Source organism: Dactylosporangium sp. NPDC051541 (genome assembly GCF_044454505.1).
Classification (GTDB): domain Bacteria; phylum Actinomycetota; class Actinomycetes; order Mycobacteriales; family Micromonosporaceae; genus Dactylosporangium.
Genome location: NZ_JBITDU010000002.1, coordinates 367,909 through 390,755 on the forward strand (window position 1 = coordinate 367,909; position 22,847 = coordinate 390,755).

Annotated in this window: 22 protein-coding genes; 3 read left to right on the forward strand and 19 right to left on the reverse strand. The window is 71.9% G+C overall.

Annotated features, from left to right (window positions below; genetic code table 11):
• Positions 1-113: 113 nt before the first annotated feature.
• From ACIA8L_RS09755 to ACIA8L_RS09780, 6 genes are read right to left on the reverse strand one after another with little or no spacing between them, the layout of a single operon-like run.
• A complete protein-coding gene (locus tag ACIA8L_RS09755; RefSeq protein ID WP_395902444.1) occupies positions 114-1,409 on the reverse strand; it encodes a glutamate mutase L in 1,296 nt (431 codons plus the stop codon).
• Complete coding sequence (locus ACIA8L_RS09760; RefSeq protein ID WP_395902446.1) at positions 1,406-1,783, reverse strand: hotdog domain-containing protein; 378 nt, start codon at positions 1,781-1,783, stop codon at positions 1,406-1,408. The genes ACIA8L_RS09755 and ACIA8L_RS09760 overlap by 4 nt, the downstream gene beginning before the upstream one ends.
• A complete protein-coding gene (locus ACIA8L_RS09765; protein ID WP_395902448.1) occupies positions 1,780-2,526 on the reverse strand; it encodes an OAM dimerization domain-containing protein in 747 nt (248 codons plus the stop codon). Before ACIA8L_RS09765 ends, ACIA8L_RS09760 begins: the two co-directional genes overlap by 4 nt.
• Positions 2,516-4,060 (reverse strand): lysine 5,6-aminomutase subunit alpha TIM-barrel domain-containing protein, encoded by a 1,545-nt coding sequence (locus tag ACIA8L_RS09770; protein ID WP_395902451.1) that lies wholly within the window; start codon positions 4,058-4,060, stop codon positions 2,516-2,518. The genes ACIA8L_RS09765 and ACIA8L_RS09770 overlap by 11 nt, the downstream gene beginning before the upstream one ends.
• Before the next feature lie 17 nt (positions 4,061-4,077).
• Positions 4,078-5,589 (reverse strand): amidohydrolase, encoded by a 1,512-nt coding sequence (locus tag ACIA8L_RS09775; RefSeq protein ID WP_395904172.1) that lies wholly within the window; start codon positions 5,587-5,589, stop codon positions 4,078-4,080.
• Positions 5,577-6,599 (reverse strand): L-erythro-3,5-diaminohexanoate dehydrogenase, encoded by a 1,023-nt coding sequence (locus ACIA8L_RS09780; RefSeq protein WP_395902453.1) that lies wholly within the window; start codon positions 6,597-6,599, stop codon positions 5,577-5,579. Before ACIA8L_RS09780 ends, ACIA8L_RS09775 begins: the two co-directional genes overlap by 13 nt.
• A gap of 56 nt (positions 6,600-6,655) precedes the next feature.
• Here ACIA8L_RS09780 and ACIA8L_RS09785 point away from each other — a divergent pair, with 56 nt between their 5' ends.
• Together ACIA8L_RS09785 and ACIA8L_RS09790 are read left to right on the forward strand one after the other, a co-directional pair.
• Entirely contained in the window at positions 6,656-8,044 is a 1,389-nt protein-coding gene (locus ACIA8L_RS09785; RefSeq protein ID WP_395904174.1) for a KamA family radical SAM protein, read from the forward strand.
• Positions 8,045-8,464 (forward strand): hypothetical protein, encoded by a 420-nt coding sequence (locus ACIA8L_RS09790; protein ID WP_395902455.1) that lies wholly within the window; start codon positions 8,045-8,047, stop codon positions 8,462-8,464.
• A 126-nt stretch (positions 8,465-8,590) separates the two neighbouring features.
• Here ACIA8L_RS09790 and ACIA8L_RS09795 read toward each other — a convergent pair whose 3' ends face one another.
• Both ACIA8L_RS09795 and ACIA8L_RS09800 read right to left on the reverse strand, forming a co-directional pair.
• The gene (locus ACIA8L_RS09795) at positions 8,591-9,076 is read right to left on the reverse strand and encodes a DUF2269 domain-containing protein (protein ID WP_395902457.1); all 486 of its coding nucleotides are present in this window, start codon (positions 9,074-9,076) and stop codon (positions 8,591-8,593) included.
• Entirely contained in the window at positions 9,076-9,201 is a 126-nt protein-coding gene (locus tag ACIA8L_RS09800; RefSeq protein ID WP_395902459.1) for a hypothetical protein, read from the reverse strand. Before ACIA8L_RS09800 ends, ACIA8L_RS09795 begins: the two co-directional genes overlap by 1 nt.
• 100 nt (positions 9,202-9,301) lie before the next feature.
• On the opposite strand from ACIA8L_RS09800, the gene ACIA8L_RS09805 reads away from it, so the two are divergent.
• Positions 9,302-9,889 carry a TetR/AcrR family transcriptional regulator gene (locus tag ACIA8L_RS09805; protein ID WP_395902461.1) on the forward strand — a complete coding sequence of 196 codons (588 nt, stop codon included), beginning with the start codon at positions 9,302-9,304 and terminating at the stop codon, positions 9,887-9,889.
• A 41-nt stretch (positions 9,890-9,930) separates the two neighbouring features.
• On the opposite strand, the gene dinB is transcribed toward ACIA8L_RS09805, so the two are convergent.
• From dinB to ACIA8L_RS09860, 11 genes are all read right to left on the reverse strand, one after another.
• Positions 9,931-11,121, reverse strand: coding sequence for a DNA polymerase IV (gene dinB / locus ACIA8L_RS09810; protein ID WP_395902464.1), 1,191 nt, complete (start codon positions 11,119-11,121; stop codon positions 9,931-9,933).
• Positions 11,122-11,160: 39 nt separating this feature from the next.
• Entirely contained in the window at positions 11,161-12,555 is a 1,395-nt protein-coding gene (locus ACIA8L_RS09815) for a GH1 family beta-glucosidase (RefSeq protein WP_395902467.1), read from the reverse strand.
• A 46-nt stretch (positions 12,556-12,601) separates the two neighbouring features.
• Positions 12,602-13,615: an ABC transporter ATP-binding protein gene (locus tag ACIA8L_RS09820; protein WP_395902468.1), complete on the reverse strand. Its 1,014-nt coding sequence runs from the start codon at positions 13,613-13,615 to the stop codon at positions 12,602-12,604.
• Positions 13,612-14,655, reverse strand: coding sequence for an ABC transporter permease (locus ACIA8L_RS09825; protein WP_395902470.1), 1,044 nt, complete (start codon positions 14,653-14,655; stop codon positions 13,612-13,614). The genes ACIA8L_RS09820 and ACIA8L_RS09825 overlap by 4 nt, the downstream gene beginning before the upstream one ends.
• 1 nt (position 14,656) lies before the next feature.
• Positions 14,657-15,637: an ABC transporter permease gene (locus tag ACIA8L_RS09830; RefSeq protein WP_395902472.1), complete on the reverse strand. Its 981-nt coding sequence runs from the start codon at positions 15,635-15,637 to the stop codon at positions 14,657-14,659.
• On the reverse strand, positions 15,634-16,761 hold the full coding sequence (locus ACIA8L_RS09835) for an ABC transporter ATP-binding protein (protein ID WP_395902475.1): 1,128 nt from the start codon (positions 16,759-16,761) through the stop codon (positions 15,634-15,636). Before ACIA8L_RS09835 ends, ACIA8L_RS09830 begins: the two co-directional genes overlap by 4 nt.
• 109 nt (positions 16,762-16,870) lie before the next feature.
• Positions 16,871-18,526, reverse strand: coding sequence for an ABC transporter substrate-binding protein (locus ACIA8L_RS09840; RefSeq protein WP_395904176.1), 1,656 nt, complete (start codon positions 18,524-18,526; stop codon positions 16,871-16,873).
• Between the two features lie 99 nt (positions 18,527-18,625).
• The gene (locus ACIA8L_RS09845; RefSeq protein ID WP_395902478.1) at positions 18,626-19,645 is read right to left on the reverse strand and encodes a LacI family DNA-binding transcriptional regulator; all 1,020 of its coding nucleotides are present in this window, start codon (positions 19,643-19,645) and stop codon (positions 18,626-18,628) included.
• Between the two features lie 472 nt (positions 19,646-20,117).
• On the reverse strand, positions 20,118-21,674 hold the full coding sequence (locus tag ACIA8L_RS09850) for a protein kinase (protein WP_395902481.1): 1,557 nt from the start codon (positions 21,672-21,674) through the stop codon (positions 20,118-20,120).
• A gap of 49 nt (positions 21,675-21,723) precedes the next feature.
• Entirely contained in the window at positions 21,724-22,485 is a 762-nt protein-coding gene (gene ppgK, locus ACIA8L_RS09855) for a polyphosphate--glucose phosphotransferase (protein WP_395902483.1), read from the reverse strand.
• A 94-nt stretch (positions 22,486-22,579) separates the two neighbouring features.
• The gene (locus ACIA8L_RS09860; protein WP_395902485.1) at positions 22,580-22,840 is read right to left on the reverse strand and encodes a Prokaryotic metallothionein; all 261 of its coding nucleotides are present in this window, start codon (positions 22,838-22,840) and stop codon (positions 22,580-22,582) included.
• Between the last annotated feature and the right edge of the window lie 7 nt (positions 22,841-22,847).

Sequence of the window (22,847 nt, forward strand, 5' to 3'; positions counted from 1 at the left end):
TGTCAACCGCCTCACGGGATGTAATTCGCCGCCACGGCGTGTCGGGCGGGCGTGTCGGGCGTGGTTCACCCTGTCGCTGACTGCCTGTGCCTGCGCGACGACCGGCTGTGCCGTCACTGTGCGTGGGCGAGCGCCCGGCAGAGGGCGGCGGCAGCGTCCGGATGGTCGGCGGCGAGGAGACCGGCGGCGGCGAGGATGTAGTCCCGGTCGACGGTGATCGCCGGGTCGCGGGGCAGGGCCCAGCCGCCGGCGTGGTCGTCCAGCGCGGCCCGCACGGCGGCGCGGGCGGCGGCCGGTTCAGCGTGCCGGAAGACGCCGCCGGACGCGATCACCGACACGACGTCGCGCAGGTCGCGGCCGGTCCTCGCGTGCCGCCGCAGCGCCACCGTGACCGCCGCCGTCGCCAGGTCCAGACCGCCGCCTCCGCCAGCACCGTCCGACGACACGAGACCGCCGGATGCGAAACCTGGCGACGCGAGGCCCGGCGACTCGAGACCCGCGAAGCCGGCACCGACCGGGACGCGTTCCCGGGCGGCGGCTTCGACGATCCCGGCCCGGTTCCACCGCACGCCCAGATCCCCCTCCACGGTCCTCGCCTGCCACAGCACCCCCGCCACCGCGTCAGCGGCCGTCTCACCGGGCCGCAACGCCGAGTACACGTCCGTGGTCGCCCCGCCCACGTCGACGACCAGGAGGTCCCCGCCGGCGACCCGCGCCAGCACCCCGACCCCCGTGAGGACCGCGTCGGGGGTGGCCGCGGACACGAGCCGCCCGAACCTCGGGCCCCGTGACAGCCGCTTCCCGCCGATGACGTGACGCAGGAACAGCTCCCGGATCGCCGCCCGCGCCGGCCCGGGCTCGATCACCCCGATCCGGGGCAGCACGTTCCCGGCCGCCGCGACCGGCAGCCCCCGCCCGCCCAGCAGCGCCACGATCTCGTCGCGGGCGTCGCGGTTGCCGGCCACGACGACGGGGACCTTCCACCGGGCCGTGGCCAGCCGCGCGGCGTTGTGCCGGATCGTGTCGCCGTCCCCGCCGTCCGTGCCGCCGGCGAGCAGTACCACATCCGGTTTCGTATCACGAAGAGCCCGGACGGCGGGCCCGTCGAGGCGTCCGGCGAAGCGTCCCACCACCCGCGCCCCGGCGGTCAACGCGACCCGCGCGGCCGCGTCGGCGGAGACGAGGGCCTCGAACCCGACGACGGCGAGGCGCAGCCCACCCCCGGCCGACGAGCAGCAGTACACGCCGCCGACCGGGCCGGCCGCGGCGAGGAGCGCGTCGACGCCGGCCAGGACGTCGGTGCCGAGGGTCGTCGGCCCGGACAGGGTCGCGACCAGGGCACCGGTGGCGGTGTCGACGACCGCGCATTTCGTGTCCGTCGACCCCACGTCCACGCACGCGACCCTCATGGCACGACGACGGTCCCCGTCGCCGACACCGCCAGGAGCGGCGGGTCGAGGACGGCGGCCGCGGACGGGCCCCGGCCGGGGTCGGCGCGGCACGTCACATGGCAGGTGAACTCGACCGTCCGGGACCGGTTGCCATGCCGTGACACGACCGCGGTCACCTCGACGACGTCACCGGCGTGGACCGGCGCGTGGAACGTGACCGCCGCGTAGCCGGCGAACAGGCCCTCGTCGCCGTCGGTGCGGATGCACAGCTCCGTCGCCGCGTCACCGAACAGCGCCAGACTGTAGGCGCCGTCGACGAGGTTCCCGCCGTAGTGGGCGTGCGCGTACGGCACATACCGGCGGTGCACGACCGTCGTCCCGACCGCGCTCATCCCCGCACCCTCCCGATCGTCGACGCCAGATACGAGGCGACCTCCCGCGGTGTCGTGCCCCGCCCGAAGATCCGGTCGACGCCGAGCTCGGCCGCCATCAGCTCGTCGAACCGCGGCCCGCCCGCCACCAGCAGCGGCCGGCGCGCCGCCGGGAACGCCTCCCGGAACGCCGCCGACATCGCCCGCACATTGTGCAGATGCGCGTCGCGCTGGGTGACGACCTGCGACACGAGGACCGCGTCGGCCCGCTCCACCGCCGCCGCCTCGACCAGCTCCGGGACCGTCACCTGCGCACCCAGGTTCACGACCCGCAGCTCCCGGTAGTACTCCAGGCCCTTCTCCCCCGCGATCCCCTTCACGTTCAGGATCGCGTCGATCCCGACCGTGTGCGCGTCGGTGCCGATACACGCCCCGACGACGACGAGTTTGCGGCGCAGCCGGCCCCGCACGGCGGCGTTGACGTCCTTCGCCGACAGCAGCGGAAAGTCCCGCTCGGCGACGACGACCTTCCCCGGTTCGACGAGGTGCCCGACGCGGCCGTAGACGACGAAGAACGTGTGCCCGGCCCCGATCGGCCGGGCGTGCACGACCATCGCCGGGTCGATACCCATCTTCCCGGCCAGCTGCACCGCCGCACCCTCGGCCCGTTTCGACGCGGGCAGCGGCAGCGTGAACGACACCTGCACCATCCCGTCGCCGGTCGTGTCCCCGTAGGGCCGCACCACCGCAGGTTCAGTGTCCACCGGTCAGCAGCTCCTCGGCCGGGTTCCAGTAGTCCTCCGCCCGCCGGGCCACCCCGTCCAGACCCTTCCCGCGGTCGGCGGGGCGGCGCATGATCCCGAACGTGCCCGCGCCGATCGCCGTCAACAACCCCTGGCCCCGGATCGTCTGCAACAACTCGACGGCTTCACGCAGTACCCCCGAAGCCCGCTGTTGAATGAAAGGCCCGGGAACGAAATCCTCGTGCAGGTTGCCCGCGGCCCGCAGCACGTAGTGCACGTTCTGCAACGCGATGTCCCGGTCGGACAGCCACGGCGTCACGACCGCCTCCGTCATCATCCCCACCAGCAGAATCCCCTGGCCGGTCAGCGCACCGGCGAGGTTGAAGAACCCGTCGAGGAGGTTCCCCCGGAACACGTCACCGCTCATGTGCCGCGTCGGCGGCATCCACTTCAGCGGCGCCCCCGGGAACAGCTCCCGCGCCAGCAACGCGTGCGCGAGCTCGAGCCGGAACGACTCCGGCACCTCCGGGTTGATCTCGAACGCGTGCCCGAGCCCCAGCTGCCACGTCGCCAGCCCCGCCTCTTTCGCGAAGTACTCGTTGAGCAGCTGCGACACCGTCACCGTGTGCGCCGCCTCGACCGCGTCCGCGGTCGTCAGATAATTGTCCTCACCGGTGTTGATGATGATCCCGGCCCGGGCGTGGATCTGCCGCGAAAACCGTTGGTCGACGAACGTGCGGATCGGGTTGATGTCCCGGAACAGAATCCCGTACATCGAGTCGTTGAGCATCATGTCGAGCCGTTCCAGCCCCGCGAGGGCCGCGATCTCCGGCATGCACAGCCCCGACGCGTAGTTCGTCAGCCGCACATACCGCCCGACCTCCTTCGACGTCACATCCAACGCGGCCCGCATCAACCGGAAGTTCTCCTGCGTCGCGTACGTCCCGGCGAACCCCTCCCGCGTCGCCCCCTCCGGCACATAGTCCAGCAGCGACTGCCCCGTCGACCGGATCACGGCGATGACATCCGCACCGGCCCGCGCCGCCGCCTGCGCCTGCGGAATGTCCTCAAAAATGTCACCGGTCGCGACGATCAGGTAGATCCACGGCCGCCGGGGCGGGTCACCGTGCCGGGCGACGAGCCGCTCACGTTCCCGCCGCCGCCGGTCGATCTCGGCAACCCCCCGGGCGACCGCCGCCGAAGCCCGCCTTCGCACATTGTGCTTCGTGGGTACAGCGAATCGGACGCTCCCCGCGGCCGCCTTCTGCGCCAGCAACGTCAGATCGGCGTGCCCGTCCCGGATCAGCGCGTCGAACACCGGCCCCAGCACCCCATGTTCGAGGCCGACATCGGCGACGACGGCATCCACCAGGCGGTTCACCCACGGAATCCCGTCCGGGTCGGCACCGCGGACCCCGGCCAGGCGCAGCGTCGCCCGCTCCACCGACACCGTCGTATGGGTCCGCGCCAGCTCGACGACGGGCCGCCCGGCCTGCGCCGCGAGCCGCCGCGCCCGCGCCACCACCTTCGGGTCCAGCCCGAGTTTCCCGGTCACCGCCGCCTCCTCACCGCTCAGCCCGCCCACACGTCCACGCCACCGACGACCGTCGCCCGCGCCGCCGGGCTCACCGCACCCGACAACACCCCGGTCAGCGTCTGCGTCGTGTCCCACACCACGAACGTCGCCGGCCCGCCCGGGTCGAGGACCCCCTCGTCGTCGACGCCGGCGGCCCGCCACCCGCCCCGGGTGTGCGCGGCGAACGCGGCCTTCGCCCCGATCCGCTGCACCGGATTGTGATGGCGCATCGCCGCCCGGCACGACCCCCACGGATCCAGGGGCGTCACCGGACTGTCGGACCCGAACGCCACATGCACCCCCACCCCCAGCAGCGACCCGATCGGGTTCGCGGCCAAGGCCCGGTCCGGGCCGAGACGCTGCGCGTACATGCCGGTCTCGCCACCCCACAGCCGGTCGAACGCCGGCTGGACCGACGCGACGATCCCGTACTCGACGAACTTCGCAATCGCCGCCTTGTCCAGCAGCTCCGCGTGCTCGATGCGGTGCCGGCCCGCCCGGAGCCGATCCACACCCACCGTCGCCGCCGCGCGACCGAAACCCTCCAGGACAGTACCGATGGCAGCATCACCGATGGCATGGAAACCACCCTGCACACCGTGGCGCGCACACCCGGCCAGATGCTCACCGACCTGCTCCGCGCTCAGATACCCGTGCCCGCACGACCCGCTGTCGTCGCTGTAGTCGTGCCGCAGGTGCGCCGTCCGCGCGCCGAGCGCCCCGTCCGCGTACAGGTCACCGCCGGCGCCGACCGCACCCAGCTCCCGGGCCTTCGCCGCCGCCCCGGCCTCGCCCCAGAACCCGAACACCCGCGGCAGCCCCGGCCCGTGACCCAGCGCCGCCGTGAAGTCCGCCTCCCCGGACGTGCCCGGCCCGCCGCACTCGTGCACCGCCCCGATCCCCAGCGACGCCGCGTGCCGCAACGCCGCCACCTGCGCCGCCCGGGCCTGCTCGACACTGATCGACGCGTACGCGGCCGCCCGCACCACGTGGTGCGCGTCGCGGCGCAGCCACCCACCGTCGTCATACCCGGCCGCGGCCCTCGCCTCCGCCGTCAGCAGCGCCGAGGACACCAGCGCCGCGTGGATGCACGCCCGCGACAGGTACACGGCCCGCCCGCCCGCCGCCCGGTCCAGCTCCGCCGCGCTCGGCGTGCTCTGGTCCACCCACCCGGACTCGTCCCAGCCGTGCCCGATGACGACCGCGTCCGCCGGCAGCCCCGCCGCGTGCCCCGCCACCGCGTCGAGCACATCCCGGGCCGACGCCGCACCGGACACGTCCAGACCCCGCAACGCCAGGCCCGTCGCCGTCGTGTGGACGTGCGCGTCGACGAACGCCGGCGTCACCAGCGCCCCGGCCAGGTCCACGACACGGTCGGCGCCGCCCGGGGCATCACCGTCGGCGCCGAGCCACACGAGACGGTCACCGTCGACGAACAACGCGGTCGCGGAGGGGACGGCCGGGGTGTGGACGCGGCCACCGCGGTACAGGGTCTTCATGCCGCCCAGTCTGCCAACCGCAGCCCCAGCCGCGCTTCGAACAAACCCCGCAGCGCGGTGTCGGATCGCAGCAGGCCGATGGCGTACTCGGCGTGGCCGGGCACGTAACCGTTGCCGATGAGCATCGTCACATCCGCGGCGAGCCCCTCCGCCCCCAGCGCCGCCGCCGCGAACGACGTCGCCATCGAGAAGAAGATGACGGTACCGCCGGGCCTCGTCGCCAGGATCGCCGCGTGCTCACACCCCGGCACGTCGACACACACGACGGTCACGTCCGCGGGCTCCCCGACGGCCGCGGCCAGCCCGACCGCGTCCCGGGCGTCCGCCACGAGCACCTCCGTCGCCAACCTCGTCCCCTCCAGCAGCCGCTGCTCCGCCGTGTCCCGCACGACCCCGACGGTGTAGTGCCCGCGGGCGGCGGCCAGGCACAGGCTCCCCGACTTCCCGGCCGCGCCGAGGACGAGGACCTTCCCGGTCTTGTGCCGCCGCACCAGGGCCGGCGCCCCGCACACGTCCAGGACCGCCAGGGCCAGCTCCGGCTCCAGGTCGGCGGGGAGTTTCGCGGCGATCGACCGGGCGAACAGGATCGCGTGCCCGTCGCACGGCACCTGCTCGCTCAGCCCGTCCCAGTCCCGCAGCCCGTCGTGGACGGCGAGGGGGGTCAGGGTCAGCGAGACGAGGGTCGCGACCCGGTCCCCGCGCTCGAGGCCGAGGGGCGAGCCGGGGCCGGCCTCCTCGACGGTGCCGATCAGCATCCCGCCGGAGCCCGTCACCGGGTTCTGCATCTTCCCCCGGGCCGTGACGATGGCCAGGACCGCGGCCCGGATGCGGTCACCGTCACCGCCGCACGCCTCGGACAGCTGCCGGTAGGACGCCGCGTCGAGGTTGAGCCGCTCCACCCGCACCCGCACCTCGTCGGCGCCGATCGCCGGGGACGCGTCGAGGCGCTCCGCCGCCTGCGGCAACACCCCCGCCGGAGCCAGGACCCGATGCAACCCGATCGGCGAACCCACGTCCATGCACCACCTTTTCCCGCCATCGCCAACATTGACCGAAAATCTTCCGGCAGATTAACCTGAACGCAGGATATCTTTCAAGCTTCCGCATCCGTCGACGAAGGGGTAGCACCGTGCAGCCGTACGCCTACCAGCGCCACGCCCTCACCGAACCCGACTGGCGCCGCTACCCCGGCTGGGCCGACGTCACCCGCGACCAATGGCACGACGCCCAATGGCAACGCGCCCACTGCGTCAAAACCATCCCCCAGCTCCGCGCCGTCCTCGGCGACACCGTCACCGACACCTTCTACGACGACCTCGCCGCCGACCAGGCCACCCAGGCCACCATGTCCATGCTCATCCCACCCCAAATGATCAACACCATGGCCCCCGCCGACGTCCCCACCGACGACCTCCTGCGCGCCGACCCCATCCGCCGCTACATGCTCCCCATCGCCACCGACCGCCACCCCGACTTCCCCTCACACCCCTACGCCACCCGCGACTCCCTCCACGAACACGACATGTGGGTCGCCGAAGGCCTCACCCACCGCTACCCCACCAAAGTCCTCGCCGAACTCCTCGCCACCTGCCCCCAGTACTGCGGCCACTGCACCCGCATGGACCTCGTCGGCAACAACACCCCCGCCGTCACCAAACTCAAACTCGCCACCAGACCCGCCGACCGCCACACCGCCATCCTCGACTACCTGCGCACCCACCCCGGCGTCCGCGACATCGTCGTCTCCGGCGGCGACGTCGCCAACACACCCTGGCACCAGCTCGAAACCTTCCTCATGGCCCTGCTCGCCATCGACACCATCCGCGACATCCGCCTCGCCACCAAAGCCCTCGCCGGACTCCCCCAGCACTGGCTGCAACCCACCGTCGTCGAAGGCCTCGAACGCGTCGCCCGCACCGCCGCCCGCCGCGGCGTCAACCTCGCCATCCACACCCACGTCAACCACGCACAGACCCTCACACCACTCGTCGCCGAAGCCGCACACACCGCCCTCGAAGTCGGCGTCCGCGACGTGCGCAACCAAGGCGTCCTCCTCCGCGGCGTCAACGCCACCGCCGAAGACCTCCTCGACCTCTGCTTCGCCCTGCAAGGCGAAGCCGGCATCCTCCCCTACTACTTCTACATGTGCGACATGATCCCCAACGCCGAACACTGGCGCGTCGCCGTCTGGCAGGCCCAGCAACTCCAGCACGACATCATGGGCTACCTCCCCGGCTACGCCACCCCCCGCATCGTCTGCGACGTCCCCTACGTCGGCAAACGCTGGGTCCACATGGTCACCGAATACGACCGCGAACGCGGCATCAGCTACTGGACCAAGAACTACCGCACCAGCATCGAGGACGACGCCACCCAGCTCGACCGCACCTACCCCTACTACGACCCGATCGACACGCTGCCCGAAACCGGCGCCGACTGGTGGCGAAAAGAGCACGCTGAGTAGGTGCGCCGCACCATCCTCCGCCTCCTCGGCCTCGCCATCGCCGCCACGGCGCTCATCACCTACATCAACTGGGCCGGCAACCGCGACGAAGCCCGCTTCAACCCCGCCGGGCAGCTCCAGTGCACCCAAGGCGCTCAGATCGCCGGCGCCCAGGCCACCACCGCTCCCACCGCCCGCGAATCCCGCAGCCCCGACCAGCTCGCCGACGCCTGGGCCAAAGCCCGCAACCCCGAACTCGTCGCCGGCAAGCACCGCCTCTTCGCCAGCGACGACCGCGTCGACATCGGCTTCGACCGCAAGGCCCACACCGTCGCCGTGCTCACCTTCCGCACCGACGGCCGCCTGGGCTGGCACCTCGACGCCGTCGTCGCCTGCCAGACCCAGGCCGTGAACCGCAGCCCCGCCCCCGACGCTTCCTGACTACCGGGCCGGGCACCCCTATCGGGCCGCTTCCTGCCGTCGGGCCGGAAGCAAAAACGTAAGTCAGCCGCGCAGCGGCCAGGAATGGTTCTGCAGACGTGGCGTAGCCACGTCATGTACGGCGTCCTAGGATGCTAGGATTAGGATTCGGCCACGGGGCTTGTACACCGACAGGGCGAGGGCCACCACGAGCAGGACCAGCGCACCGGCGGCGTGCACGACCGGTGACGGCGTCCGCAGGTCGTCCAGGCTCGTCGCCGGGTCGCCCGCCATGGCCGCGACGGCGCTCAGGGTCCGCATGTACAGCAGCAGGACCCCGGTCGCGACCAGGTTGATCAGCAGCTTGAACAGCACCCAGTAGTGCCGCAGCAGCCCCCACCGGGTGCCCAGGGACAGCACGAGGCCGGTCGCCAGGCCGGCCACGCTGAGCGGCACGAGCAGCGCCCACCCGACCGGTTCGAGGAGCAGATACGCCCCGCGGACCACCCCCGGCCCGGTCGCGACCAGGCCGGTGACACCGAGCGCCAGGGACGCCGCGACCGCGCCCAGCCAGCCCACCGACACGCCGACGTGCAGTACCAGGACCAGCCGCCGCAGCGCCGGCCGCAGCATCAGTGCCCCCCGTGGTGCATCCCGGGGCCGTGCCCGGCCAGCAGCATCACCACGACCAGCGCCACGAACGCCACCGCGGCGGCGGCGAACACCTTCACCCACCGCGGCGTCGACATCTGCGTCATCGCAACCTCCTCGAATCCAGCACCTCCCCACACTTTGCAAGACACTCTGTATTTTTGCAAGACACCGTGTCTAATAGATGGCACCGTGTATGGTGGTGGGGTGCCGAGGCTGTGGAACGCGACGATCGACGAGCACCGCCGCACCGTGCACGCCGCGATCCTGGACACCGCGGCCGCCCTCATCGCCGAGCACGGCCTGGCCGGGGTGACGATGTCGCAGATCGCCGCGCAGGCCGGGATCGGCCGGGCCACCCTCTACAAGTACTTCCCCGACGTGGAGGCGATCGTCGTCGCCTGGCACGAGCGGCAGGTCACCGAGCACCTCGCCCAGCTCACCGCGGCCGCCGCCGCACCCGCCGAGCCCGCGGCCCGGCTCCGCACCGTCCTGCACACCCTGGCCGAGCTGACCGGCGGCCGCCACGAGCCCGCCGCCCACGGACCCGGCCCGGCGGTCTCCCTCCACCGGGCGGAGCACCTCCACCACGCCCGCCGGCAGCTGCACGCGATGCTGACCGACGTCATCGCGGCCGCCGCCGCGGCCGGGGACGTGCGCACCGACATGCCCGCCGCCGACCTCGCCACGTTCGCCCTGCACGCCCTCGGCGCCGCCGCCGCCGCCGGCGGCCCGGCCGCGGGGCCGGTGGAGCTGACCCTGGCCGCCCTGCGCGTCAGCCCGCCGTCCGGCTGAGACGGTCGTCGACGCAGCGGGCCGCGGTGGCCGTCGCCGGGTCACTCCGGTAGCAGCGGCACCGTCGGGCCCTGCCGCCGCCCGAGCAGCGACGCCCGGGTCAGGGCGGCCGAGCCGAACCGGTCGCGGACCTTGTCCAGGGCGGTGTCGAGGTCGTCGCCGGACGTCACGTCGAACGGCAGCTCGAGCTGCGCGGCCCCGTCGCCGTCGAGGTTCGTCACGGCCAGGCCGACGAGGGTCAGGCCGCGGTTGGCGATGTCGGACTCGGCGGCGGCGTGCAGGCGCAGGACGGCGTCGAGGACCGTCTGCGTGTGCGACGTCGGGCGGGGCAGGGTCCGGGACCGGGTGACGCGGGTGAAGTCGGCGAAGCGCAGCCGCAGCACGACGGTCCGACCGGCCCGGTTCGCGGCCCGCAGGCGGCGGGTGACCCGGTCGGTGAGTTCGGCCAGGACGGCCTCCTGGAACGGGCGCGGGTGCGGACCGCGGCCGAGGGCCCGCTGGGCGCCGACGGAGCGGCGCCGCCCGCCGGTGACGACCGGGCGGGGGTCGTGGTTGTGGGCGAGGGCGTGCAGGTGGCGGCCCTGGCCTTCGCCGAGCATCGACACGAGGGTGGCCTCGCCGAGGCGGGCGACCTGCCCGACGGTCGTGACGTGATGGGCGTGGAGTTTCGCGGCGGTGACGGTCCCGACGCCCCACAGCCGCTCCACCGGGAGCCGGTGCAGGAACGTCAGCTCCCCGTCGGGCGGCACGACGAGGAGCCCGTCGGGTTTGGCGACGCCGCTGGCGACCTTGGCCAGGAACTTGGTGCGGGCCACGCCGACGGTGATGGCCAGGCCGGCCTCGGCCCGGACCCGCTCGCGCAGCCGCTGCGCGATGCCCAGCGGCGCGCCCCGCAGCCGGTAGAGGCCGGTGACGTCGAGGAACGCCTCGTCGATGGAGAGGCCCTCGACCATCGGTGTGGTGTCCCGGAAGATCGCGAAGACGGCCTTCGACGCCGCCGAGTAGGCGTGCATCCGTGGCGGGACGACGACCGCGTCGGGGCACAGGACCTTCGCCTGCCGGCCGCCCATCGCGGTCCGCACGCCGCGGCGTTTCGCCTCGTAGGAGCAGGCCAGCACGACGCCGCCGCCGACGATGACCGGCCGGCCGCGCAGGCGGGGGTCGTCACGCTGCTCGACGGAGGCGTAGAACGCGTCGAGGTCGGCGTGGAGGATGGAGGCCCCGTCCGGCACGAACACATGTTCGCATGGGACGGGGCCACCAGGGAATACTTACGCGCGGAGGGCCTTGATCGTGTCGCGGTACCAGTGCGCGGACCGCTTCGGGGTGCGCTCCTGCGTGTCGTAGTCGACGCGGACGATCCCGAACCGCTTGTCGTAGCCGTAGGCCCACTCGAAGTTGTCCATCAGCGACCACGCGAAGTACCCGCGGATGTCGGCGCCCTGCTGCCGGGCCAGGGCCACCGCGCCGATGTGCGAGTCGAAGTAGGCGACCCGGTCCTCGTCCTGGACGTAGCCGGTGTCGTCGGGCACGTCGTCGAACGCGGCCCCGTTCTCCGTCACGTAGATCGGCAGCCGGTAGTCGGTGTACAACCGGACCAGCAGTTGCGTGAAGCCCTCCGGGACGATCTCCCAGCCCATCGCCGTGATCGGCCGGCCGGTCGGGATGACCCGGGACACGGGCAGCCCGGCGGCGTCGGTGTCGTTGCCGTCCTCGTCGACCCCGGACAGGGTCTCGGAGAAGTAGTAGTTGACGCCGAGGACGTCGAGCGGGGTCTTGATCGCCTCCAGGTCGCCGTCCTGCACGGGCAGGGTGATGCCGCGCTTGGCGAGGTCGTCGACGAGGTCGGCCGGGTAGCGGCCGTGCACGAGCGGGTCGAGGTAGATCCGGGTCGACAGGGCGTCGGAGCGCCGGGCCGCCTCCCGGTCCGCCTCGGAGTCGGTCTGCGGGGTCGGGACACCCATGTTAAGGGTGATCCCGAACGTGTGCCGACCGTCGGACGCCTCCCGCATCCGCTGGGTGGCCAGGCCGTGGCCCAGCAGCAGGTGGTGCACGGCGTGCATGCTGGCGGCGAAGTCGCGCCGGCCGGGGGCGTGGGCGCCGTAGGCGTAGCCGAGCATCGCCGAGCACCACGGCTCGTTCAGCGTCGTCCAGGTCGTGATCCGGTCCCGCAGCGCGTCGAAGACGAGCATCGAGTAGTCGGCGAAGCGGTAGGCGGTGTCGCGGTGCGGCCAGCCGCCGGCGTCCTCGAGCTCCTGCGGCAGGTCCCAGTGGTAGAGGGTGATCCACGGTTCGACGCCGTTGGCGAGCAGTTCGTCGGTGAGCCGGTCGTAGAAGCCGAGGCCCTCGGGGTTGACCGGGCCGCGGCCGCGCGGCTGCACGCGCGGCCAGGCCACGGAGAAGCGGTACAGGTCGACGCCGAGGTCGCGGATCAGGGCGACGTCCTGCGGCATGCGGTGGTAGTGGTCGCAGGCGACCTCACCGGTGTCGCCCTTGGCGATCGCGTCGGGCACCTCGCAGAACGTGTCCCAGATGGACCGGGTGCGCCCGCCCTCGTCGACCGCGCCCTCGATCTGGTAGGCCGAGGTCGCCACGCCCCAGCGGAACGAGGGCGGCAGCGTGGCGATCGGGTTGCTCAGATCGAGGGGCGTTGCGGTCGTGTCCATGGTTCTCCCGGGTTGTTCAGCGACGATGATGTGTGGCGGCGGCCCGCTACCCGGCGGTGACCGGGTGCAGGTGGCAGGCCACCGTGCGGGCGCGGCCGACGTGGTCGTCGGGCTTGCCCAGGACGGGGATGATCTGGTCGCACGGCTCGAACCGTTTCGGGCAGCGCGGGTGGAACGAGCACCCGGACGGCATGCCCCGCAGGTCGGGCGGGGAGCCGGGGATGCCGGCCAGTTCGCGCCGCTCACCGCGCAGGGCGGGGAACGAGCGCAGCAGGCCGCCCGAGTACGGGTGCAGCGGTTCGCGGTAGATGTCGGCGGACGGCGCCTCCTCGACGATCCGGCCGCCGTACATGATCGCGATCCGGTCGCTGAACTCGACGAGCAGCGACAGGTCGTGGGTGATGAACAGGACCGAGAAGCCGAGCCGTTCCCGCAGCTCGACGAGCTGGCCGAGGATCTGCCGCTGCATGACGACGTCGAGGGCGGTGGTCGGCTCGTCCATGATGACCAGCTGCGGCTGCAGGGCCAGGGCCATGCCGATCATGACCCGCTGGCGCATGCCGCCGGAGAGCTGGTGCGGGTAGGCGTCGAGGCGGTCCTCGGCGATGCCGACGAGGCGCAGCATCTCCTTGGCCCGGCTGAGGCGGGCCGCCTTCGACAGGCCCGGCTCGTGGGCCTTGATCGCGTCCATCATCTGCACGTCGATCTTGTGGACGGGGTTGAGCGAGTTCATCGCGCCCTGGAACACGATCGACGTCTCGGCCCACCGGAACTTGCGCAGCTCGGCGTGGCTGAGGGAGAGGATGTCGTACGGTTCGCCGTCGGCCGGGTGGTAGGTGACGGACCCGCCGGCGACGACCCCGGGCGGCGGCAGGAGCCGGGTCACGCCGTAGGCGAGGGTCGACTTGCCGCTGCCGGACTCCCCGGCGAGGCCGACGACCTCACCGCGGTGGATGGTCAGGTTGACGTCGCGGACGGCGCGGACCGCGCCGTCGCCGAGGCCGTAGTCGACGTCGAGGTTCTTGATCTCCAGCAGCGGCCGGGTGAGGACCTGGGTCATCGCTTGGCACCGTCCATCTTGATGTTCGCCGGCGGGTCGACGGCCCGCACGACCGGGGTGAACCCGACCTGCATGCGGACCTTCTTGCCGTCCGGGCCCTTGTCGGAGCCGGCGCCGGACGTGCGCAGCCGCGGGCTGACGAACTCGTCGATGCCGAAGTTGACCAGGCTCAGCGCGGTGCCGAGGATCGCGATGGCCAGCCCGGCGGGGACGAACCACCACCAGGCGCCCTGGGCGAGGGCCTGCTGCCCCTGGGCCCAGAACAGGATCGTGCCCCAGTTCCACGACGACACCGACGAAATCCCGATGAACGCCAGGGTGATCTCCGACAGGACCGCGAAGATGACGGTCCCGACGAACCCGGACGCGATGATCGCGGTCAGGTTGGGCAGGATCTCGAAGAAGATGATCCGCCACGTCTTCTCACCGGTGGCCCGGGCCGCGTCGACGTAGTCGCGCCGGCGCAGCGACAGCGTCTGCGCCCGCAGCACCCGCGACCCCCACGACCAGCTGGTCAGGCCGATCACCAGGGCGACGGTGAGGTCGTTGACCCGCGGCAGCGACGTGCAGATGATGATGATCAGCAGCAGGCCGGGGATGACCAGGAACACGTTGGACAGCACCGACAGGATCTCGTCGACGACGCCGCCGAGGTAGCCGGCGGTGACCCCGACGAGGACCGACAGGACCGTGGCGACGATCCCGGCGACCGCGCCGACGAACACGACGCTGCGGGTCCCGGCCAGGATCTGGCTGAAGATGTCCTGCCCGAGGTGGGTGGTGCCGAACCAGTGCTCGGCCGACGGCGGCTGGATCCCGACCGGGGTGATCGCGTCGGGGTCGTAGGGGGCGACCCACGGGCCGATGATCGCGAACAGTATGTAGATGCCGAGGATGACCAGGCCGGTCGCGGCCTTGCCGTTGCTGATGAACCGGAACCGCCGGCGTCTGGCCTTCTTCCCGGCCGGGGCGGCGTCGGGCTGGGCCATCGCGCCCTGCCCGGGGATGACCTGCTCGAGGCTCGAGGGGGTGACGGTCATCTCAGCCTGCCTTTCGGGTGCGCGGGTCGAGCATCGTGTAGGCGACGTCCGCGAGCAGGTTCGCGACCAGCACCGAGATGGTGATGACCAGGAAGATGCCCTGCATCAGCGGGTAGTCGTGCGCGCCGACGGCCTGGAACAGCTGGAACCCGACCCCCGGGTAGGAGAACACGATCTCGACGAGCAGGGTGCCGCCGACGATGAACCCCAGCGACAGCGCGAACGCGGAGATGTTGGGCAGCAGCGCGTTGCGGGCGGCGTAGCTGAACGCGACCCGCCGCTCCGAGAGGCCCTTGGCGTGGGCGACGGTGATGTAGTCCTCGGCGGACACGGTCACCATCATGTTGCGCATGCCGAGGATCCAGCCGGACATCGACGACAGCAGGATCGTGCACGCCGGCAGGACGCTGTGGTTGATCGCCGAGCCGATGAACGTCCCGTCGAAGTACGGCACCAGGCCGGGGGTGTAGCCGCCGGAGGACGGGAAGAAGCTGTCGGAGCCGGTGAACAGGGCGATGAAGACCAGCCCGAGCCAGAAGTACGGCACCGACGACAGGAACGTCGTGGCCGGCAGGAGCCCGTCGATCCACGTGCCGCGCCGCCACCCGGCGCCGACGCCGAGGCCGGTGCCGATGAGGAAGCTCAGGATCGTGGTGATGCCGACCAGGCCGATCGTCCACGGCAGGCTCTGCGAGATGACCTCGGACACCGTCGAGGGGAAGAACGTGAACGACAGGCCCAGGTCGCCGTGGAACAGCTGCACCCAGTAGTCGAGGTACTGCTGCCACAGGCTCTGCTGCTCGTCGAGGCCGAACAGCACCCGCAGCGACTGGATCGAGTCCGACGAGATCGCGCCCTGGTTGCGGGCCAGGAACGAGCTGATCGGGTCACCGGGGATCATCCGCGGGATGAAGAAGTTGATGGTGATCGCGGCCCACGCGGTGAACAGGTAGAACGCGATGCGCTGCAGCAGGAATCTCATCGGGCCTCCTCCGGCGACTGATGGGCCGGCGGCGTGGGGATCGACGGGTCGGCGACACTCCCGATGCCTTCTTTGGCGACGGTGTCGGCGTCGTACAGCCAGCACGCGGCCCAGTGCCCGGGCTGCCCGGTCTCCAGGCGGGGCGGCAGGTCGACGGTGCAGCGGCGCATCGCGTGGGGGCAGCGCGGGTGGAACCGGCAGCCGGCCGGGGGCCGGATCAGGCTCGGCGGCTCGCCGTTGCCGCGGTCCTCGGTGCCGGCGTCGACGACACCGGCGATGCGGTCCGGGTCGGGGGCCGAGTCGATCAGCAGCCGCGTGTAGGGGTGTGCGGGGGTCTGCGTGACCGTCTCGCTGTCGCCGCCCTCGACCATCCGGCCCGCGTACATCACCATCGTCTCGTCGGCGAAGTACCGCGCCGAGGCGATGTCGTGGGTGATGTACAGGATGGCGAGGTTGAGCCGCTCCTTGAGGTCGCGCAGCAGGTTGAGGATGCCGAGGCGGATCGACACGTCGAGCATCGACACGGGCTCGTCGGCCAGGAGGGCCTCGGGGTCGGCGCCGAGGGCCCGGGCGATCGCGACGCGCTGGCGCTGCCCGCCGGACAGCTCGTGCGGGAACTTGTCGATGTAGCGCTCGGGCGGGGTCAGCGCGACCCGGGTGAGGAGGTTGGCCAGGGCGGCCTCGAGCTCCTCGGCGTTGCTCCCGGCGTTGCCGTGGATCTTCAACGCCCGGGTGAGGTGGTAACGCACCGTGTGCACGGGGTTGAGCGAGCCGAACGGGTCCTGGAAGATCAGCTGCACGCGGCTGACGTACTGCCGGAACCGCCGCCCGCCCCGTACGTGCGTGGTCTCGCCGTGCAGCCGCAGGTCGCCGCCGGTGCGCGGGTAGAGCTGGGCGAGGAGCCGGGCGACGGTGGACTTGCCGGAGCCGGACTCGCCGACCAGGGCCGTGACCCGGCCGCGGCGCAGGGTGAAGGACACGTCGTCCACGGCGTGCACGACGGCCCGTTTGCCGGTGAAGATGTCGGCGAGCCGGCGGCGTACGGGGAAGTGCTTGGTCAGCCCGACGGCCTCCAGCACCACCTCATCGGCCGGGGCCTTCGCCGGGCTTTCGCTCAACGTCATGCCGATTGGTCCTGTCTCGGGGTGTATCGCAGGGTGTCGTCACGGGGTACCGCTCCCCGGGTGGCCAGTATCGCGCCACCCGGGGAGCGGTGTCAGTACGAACCGGGCGTCAGGAGCCGGCCGGCTTGAGGTGCAGGATGACGTCCAGCGCGTTGGCCTGGGTCGGCTGCCCGGCACTGTACGGGTTGGCGTCGTCCGGCCACCCCGTCCAGTTCTTCTGGCTGTACGCCATACCGATGTTGTCGGCGCCGACCGGGATCATCGGGGCCTGCTCGACGAAGATCTTCTGCAGCGTGGCGAGCGCGGTCTTGCGGGCCGCGTCGTCGGTGGCGGCGGCGTAGGCGCGCAGCGCGGCCGTGGCCTCCTTGTTGTCGAACCGGCCGAAGTTCGCGGCCGGGGACGGGGTGCCGATCGGCTTGAGCTGGTCGCCGTCCATGATCGTGCGGTAGATGTCGTACGGGGTCGACCCGCCGTCGGTCCAGCGGAACGCGGCGTCGAACTGGCCGGCCTCGATGTTCTTGAACCAGGCGTCCTGGTTGGCCTTGTCGACCGTGGCCGCGATACCGATCGTGGCCAGGTTGGCCTTCACGATCTCCAGCGACGTCTGGTAGTCCGACCAGCCGGCCGGGTCGGTCAGCGTCAGGGTGACCGGCTTGCCGGACGGGTCCTTCAGCACGTTGCCCTCGAGCTTGTAGCCGGCCCCGGTGAGCAGCGCCTTGGCGCCCTCGGGGTCGACCTTGTAGTCCTTGCCCTTGTACGCGTCGGCGATGTAGACGTCACCGGCGGGCGACGGCAGACCCGTCACGCTCTTGACCAGGGGGTGGAAGTAGCCGGCCTCGGCCGTGTTGAAGATGTCGTCACGGTTGATGACCATGCCCATGGCGACGCGCAGCTTCGGGTCGTTGAACGGCGCCTTGGTGGTGTTGATGTACAGGCCGTGGATGCCCAGGACCGGCGGGGCCCAGATCTTGTGGCTGGCCGCGTCCTTGTCGATGAAGACCGTCTTCACGTTGGGGATGAAGACGAAGCTCCACTCGCTCTCACCGTTGGCCAGGGCCGTGGTCTGCGCGTTGTTGTCGGTGTAGGACGTGTAGCGCAGCTCCTTGACCTGCGGCAGCGCCTGCCAGTAGCCCTTGTCGCGGGCCACGAGGGTCGTGGTCTGCGGGGTGAAGGACTTCTTGGTGTACGGCCCGGAGCCGATCGGGTTCTTGTTCGCCTCGGTCTTGGGGTCGGCGAACTTCTCCCAGACGTGCTTGGGCACGATCGGGATCTGCGCGATCGCCTTCTGCTGGCTGACGAACTGCGACGACTTGAACGTGATCGTCACGTCGGAGCCGCTGACGGTCGCGTCGGCGATCGGCACACCGCCGGAGTTGAGGGCCTCGTTGTCACGCACCAGCTTGTAGGTGTAGGCGACGTCCTCGGCGGTGAGCTTCTGGTCGTCGGACCAGGTGGCGTTGTCGCGGATGGACACGACGACCGAGGTGTAGTCGGTGTTCCACTTCGCGGCGGTGGCCAGCCACGGCTTCATCGGGTCGGCCGGCTTGACCGGGTTCCACATCATCAGCGGCTCGTACAGCACCCAGCGGTAGCCGTCCTTGGCGCCGGCCGACGTGGTGAGGAACGGGTTCTCGTTCTCGGTCAGCGGCCCGTTGGGCATGCCGACGTTGAGCACGGTGGTCTTGGCGCCGTTGTTCTTGTTCGGGTCGTTCGGCGAGGAGCCGCACGCCGCCAACGCGGTGCTCGTGGCCAGCAGACCGGCCATCCCGAGCAGTACGGAGCGTCTGGTCAACACGGGGGTGTCTCCTTTGGGACCTGGATCGACAGGTGGGGCGGACAGGAACATTGCCTGGTACGTGAGGTGTCAGGTGGAGCGCTCGGGCTGCGCCGCGACGGTGGACCCGCGCACGACGAGCGTGGTGGACAGGATGTTCGGCTCCGCCGTGAGCGGCGTGCCGTCGAAATGCGCGATGAGCCGCCGGGCCGCCATCTCGCCCATCTGGCGCATGGGCTGGCGGACGGTGGTCAGCGGCGGTTCGGTGTGGGCCGCGTGCAGGATGTCGTCGAACCCGACGAGGGCGACGTCCTGCGGGACGGCCTTCCCGGCCAGCCGCAGCGCCTGCAGGGCGCCGGAGGCCGACAGGTCGTTGTGCGCGAACACCGCGTCGAACTCGACGCCCTCGGCGAGGGCCCGCTGGATCGAGGTGATGCCGCACTCGTAGGTGAAGTCCCCCTCGACGACGAGGCGGGGGTCGATGGGCGCGCCGGCCGCGGCGAACACGTCGGCGAACCCGCCGAGGCGGTCCTGGGTGCAGCCGAACTTCTCCGAGCCGGTGATGACCAGGGGCCGGCGCCGGCCGATCTCCACGAGGTGCCGGGCGGCGAGGGACCCGCCGGCCCGGTTGGTGGTGGCCACCGACGGCATCAGCGGCTTGTCGCCGCGGTCGTCGATGAGCACGACCGGCAGCCCGCCGGTGTAGAGGTCGGCGAGGTAGTCCAGGGTCCCCTCGGGCTCGATCGCGAGGAGGCCGTCGAAGGACTTGCCGGAGACCTGGGCGGCGAACTGGCGCATGGACTCGGCGCCGCGGTTGCACGTGAACAGCAGCAACCCGTACCCCTCCGACTCCACGACGTCGACCGCTCCCTGCACGACCTCACCCATCCACGGCCACGTCAGCGACGGGACGAGCATCCCGATGACCCGGGTGTGCCCCCGGGCCAGGTTGACCGCCCGCGCGCTGGGCACGTAGCCCAGCTGCTCGATGACCGTCCGTACCCGTGCCGCGGTCGCCTCGTCGACCTCCCCTTTGCCGTTGAGCACCCGCGAGACGGTGGTCTTGCTGACCCCTGCCCGCGCCGCGACATCGGCGATGGTGATCGGCACGCCGCGATCCTTCCGGTGAGAGCGCTTTCTGGCAAGAGAGCGTGTTCTGGAACCGGTTCCGCAACCGGTTCCGGCACACTAAATCCGATCGCGGACAGTGGTGTCAATAACACGGTGGTAACGAAACTTAACGTTGCGGCAACCCTTGCCAACCGGCTGTCCATGGTGTTTGCTCGGGACCACCGTCGATGCGTCCGCGACCACACCGGCAATCCCGGCGGGTCGCCTCCGGAACCGCTCCCATGGAGCGCTCTCACGACCGGTAAAGATCTTTCCGAACGACCTTGGGCCGAGCTACCGCGGCGTCCGCGGTGCGTGCGGTCCGCTGCTCCCGCGGCCGCACCGGCCGGGGGTGGTGACGGCCCGTTCCCGCACGCGACCGGACGGCCGCCCACAGCCGGTCACCGACCGGGTGCCCGGACCGGAACGCAGGGCCCGGACCAAGGGCCGGCCCACCGGCCCGGACCGGCGTTCAGGGCAGTCTGATCGTGCTGGAGTCCCCGCCGACCAGGCCCGACTTGACCCGCAGCTCGGTGAACGTCAGCCCCGCCGGCACGTCGAACACGAGGGTCCCGGTGACCGCCGAACCCGGGCCGATCTCGTTGAACAGCGGCCGGGCGTCGGCGTACCAGACCCAGGCGAGCTCGTCCGGGCCGTACTCCTGGCCGCCGCTGTCACGCAACTTCTGGTAGCCGACCCAGATCCGGCCCTTGCTGTCGGCGGTGTTCTCGATCTTCAGCTGGGCCAGGCAGTACTGCCCGCCGGGCTTGCGGGTCAGCGGCCAGTCCCCGAGCTCCTGGTGGCCGCAGCTGAACCCGGCCAGGGTGAACCGCAGCTTCCCGTCCTCGGCGACCGGGCTGCGTTTCGGGGTCGGCGACGGTGTCGGCGACGCCCGCGTCGGCGACGGGCCCGGCGACCCGAGCTCGCCCCGGCCGGCCTTCTGGGCCAGGTTCAGCCCGACCAGCAGGCACGCGAGGAGCGCGACGAGCGCGATCCCGGTCGCGATCCCCCGCCCGGCCCGCCGCGGCCGCCGCCGGGGCGGAGGCGGTGGTGGCGGCAGCGGCGGCCGGAACGCCCGCGTCCCGGACCGGACCGGGCCCGGGCCGGGATACGCCGCGGCGAGCGGCCGGGTCGGCGGCGACACCGGCGCGGCCCCCTTCGCGAACGTCGCCGTGTCCCCGCGACCCCGGGACCGCGACGAGGGCCGCGGCGCGGACACGGCCGGCGCGGACCCGCGGACGGTCGCCGCGACCTGCGCCGCGGCCGGGTCGTCCTGCCCGACGAGGGCCAGGAGCACCTGCCGGGCCGTGGGCCGCCGCTCCGGGTCGGCCTCGACGGCCCGCCGGACCATCTGCGCCAGGGCCGGGTCGAGACCGGTCAGGTCACCGGGCGGCAGCTGCCCCGTCCCCGCCCACGCGACGAGCAGCCCCCACGCGTAGACGTCGCTGGCCTGGCTCGGCGGCCAGCCGCGGACCTGCTCCGGGGCCAGCCAGCCGGGGGTGCCGAAATTGGGCCCGTGCGCGGCGGTGTGCCCGAGCAGCCGCGCCACCCCGAAGTCGATGACCTTCGGCCCGAACGGCGACAGCAGCACGTTGCGGGGGCTCAGGTCGGCGTGGACGAGCCCGACGGCGTGGATCGCGGTCAGCGCCGCCGCGACCCCGACGGCGACGGCCTCGACCTGCCCCGCGAGGGGCCCGTTGGCGGTGGCGTAGTCGTGCAGCGACGGGCCCTGCACGTATTCGGTGACGATGTGCGGCACGTCGCCGTCGAGGGCGACGTCGAGGACCCGGGCCGTGCAGAACCCGGCGACCCGCGACGCCGCCGCGGCCTCGGCCGCGAACCGGTGCCGGAACATCGGGTCGCCGTAGAACGCCGGATTGATGACCTTCAGCGCCACCCGGCGGCTGCCGTCGCCGCTGTCGGCGAGGTACACCGTCCCCATCCCGCCGACGCCGAGCACGCCGAGCAGCCGGTACGACCCGACCGCGGCCGGGTCACCGGCGCGCAGCGGCGCGGGCGAAACCCCCATGGCGTCCATGGTGCCCCACCCGCGCACACCCGACGAACTTCCCGGCCTTTTACACCACCCCGGCGTTACGCGCCGCCAGCAGCGCCGCCCCGGCGATCCCGGCGTTGTTCTGCAGCGCCGCCGGGACGACCTTCGTCGGCACGTCCACGAGGTGCAGCCACTTCTCGGCCTTCTTGCTGACCCCGCCCCCGACGATGATCAGATCCGGCCACAGCAACGCGTGCAGGTGCCGCAGATACGTCTGGACCCGCTCCGCGAACTCCGGCCAGCCCAGGTCGTCGGCCTCCCGGACCCGGTCCGAGGCGTAGTCCTCGGCGTCACCGCCGTGCAGGTGCAGCCCGCTCATCTGCAGATGCCCGAACTCGGTGTTGGGCACCAGCGTCCCGTCGATGAACAGCGCCGTGCCGATCCCCGTCCCGAACGTGACCATGACGACCAGGCCCGGCACGCCCTTCCCGGCGCCGTACTCGACCTCGGCGACCCCGGCCGCGTCGGCGTCGTTCAGCACCGTCACCGGCTTGCCCAGCGCGGCCGAGAACAGCTGCTCGGCGGGGGCGTCGACCCACGACTTGTCGACGTTCGCGGCGGTCTTCGTCACCCCGTGCTGCACCACCGCCGGGAACGTGATCCCGATGCTGGCGGCGTCGTCGAACGCCCCGGCGACCTGCACGACCGTCTGCACGACGGCGGTCGTGTCGGCCGGCTGCGGCGTCTCGATCCGGACCCGGTCGCTGGTGAACAAGCCGGTCGCCAGGTCGACCGGCGCCCCCTTGATGCCAGATCCACCAATGTCGATTCCCAGGACGACCACAGCTGCTCCTTCACGCGCGAGGGGTGTCACCACAATGCCTGCGGATCACCCAATCATGGCGTGCGATCGCGAAGATCACCGGGGGAACGCCGTCTCACCCCGGATAGGCCCCGACGGCGTCGCGGACCTCCGACCCGGCCGCCGCGTCCGCGGTCCGGGCACAGTGCGCGCAGCAGTAGAACCGCCCCGACACCTCCGAACCGTGCCCGACGATCCGCGTCCCGCAGTGCTCACACACCGGCGCCAGCTTCTGGATCGCACACTCGAACGAGTCGAACGCGTACACACCCCCGCCGACCGTCCGCACCTCGAACGCCATGTAGTAGTCATTCCCGCAGGTCACACACACCGCCATGCACACA

Coding starts and splice junctions, on each gene's coding strand:
- ACIA8L_RS09755 (WP_395902444.1), bottom strand. CDS start 1,409: ATGAGGGTCGCGTGCGTGGACGTGGGGTCGACGGACACGAAATGCGCG.
- ACIA8L_RS09760 (WP_395902446.1), bottom strand. CDS start 1,783: ATGAGCGCGGTCGGGACGACGGTCGTGCACCGCCGGTATGTGCCGTAC.
- ACIA8L_RS09780 (WP_395902453.1), bottom strand. CDS start 6,599: ATGGACGTGGGTTCGCCGATCGGGTTGCATCGGGTCCTGGCTCCGGCG.
- ACIA8L_RS09795 (WP_395902457.1), bottom strand. CDS start 9,076: ATGCTGCGGCCGGCGCTGCGGCGGCTGGTCCTGGTACTGCACGTCGGC.
- ACIA8L_RS09800 (WP_395902459.1), bottom strand. CDS start 9,201: ATGACGCAGATGTCGACGCCGCGGTGGGTGAAGGTGTTCGCCGCCGCC.
- ACIA8L_RS09815 (WP_395902467.1), bottom strand. CDS start 12,555: ATGGACACGACCGCAACGCCCCTCGATCTGAGCAACCCGATCGCCACG.
- ACIA8L_RS09820 (WP_395902468.1), bottom strand. CDS start 13,615: ATGACCCAGGTCCTCACCCGGCCGCTGCTGGAGATCAAGAACCTCGAC.
- ACIA8L_RS09825 (WP_395902470.1), bottom strand. CDS start 14,655: ATGACCGTCACCCCCTCGAGCCTCGAGCAGGTCATCCCCGGGCAGGGC.
- ACIA8L_RS09830 (WP_395902472.1), bottom strand. CDS start 15,637: ATGAGATTCCTGCTGCAGCGCATCGCGTTCTACCTGTTCACCGCGTGG.
- ACIA8L_RS09835 (WP_395902475.1), bottom strand. CDS start 16,761: ATGACGTTGAGCGAAAGCCCGGCGAAGGCCCCGGCCGATGAGGTGGTG.
- ACIA8L_RS09840 (WP_395904176.1), bottom strand. CDS start 18,526: ATGGCCGGTCTGCTGGCCACGAGCACCGCGTTGGCGGCGTGCGGCTCC.
- ACIA8L_RS09850 (WP_395902481.1), bottom strand. CDS start 21,674: ATGGGGGTTTCGCCCGCGCCGCTGCGCGCCGGTGACCCGGCCGCGGTC.
- ACIA8L_RS09860 (WP_395902485.1), bottom strand. CDS start 22,840: ATGGCGGTGTGTGTGACCTGCGGGAATGACTACTACATGGCGTTCGAG.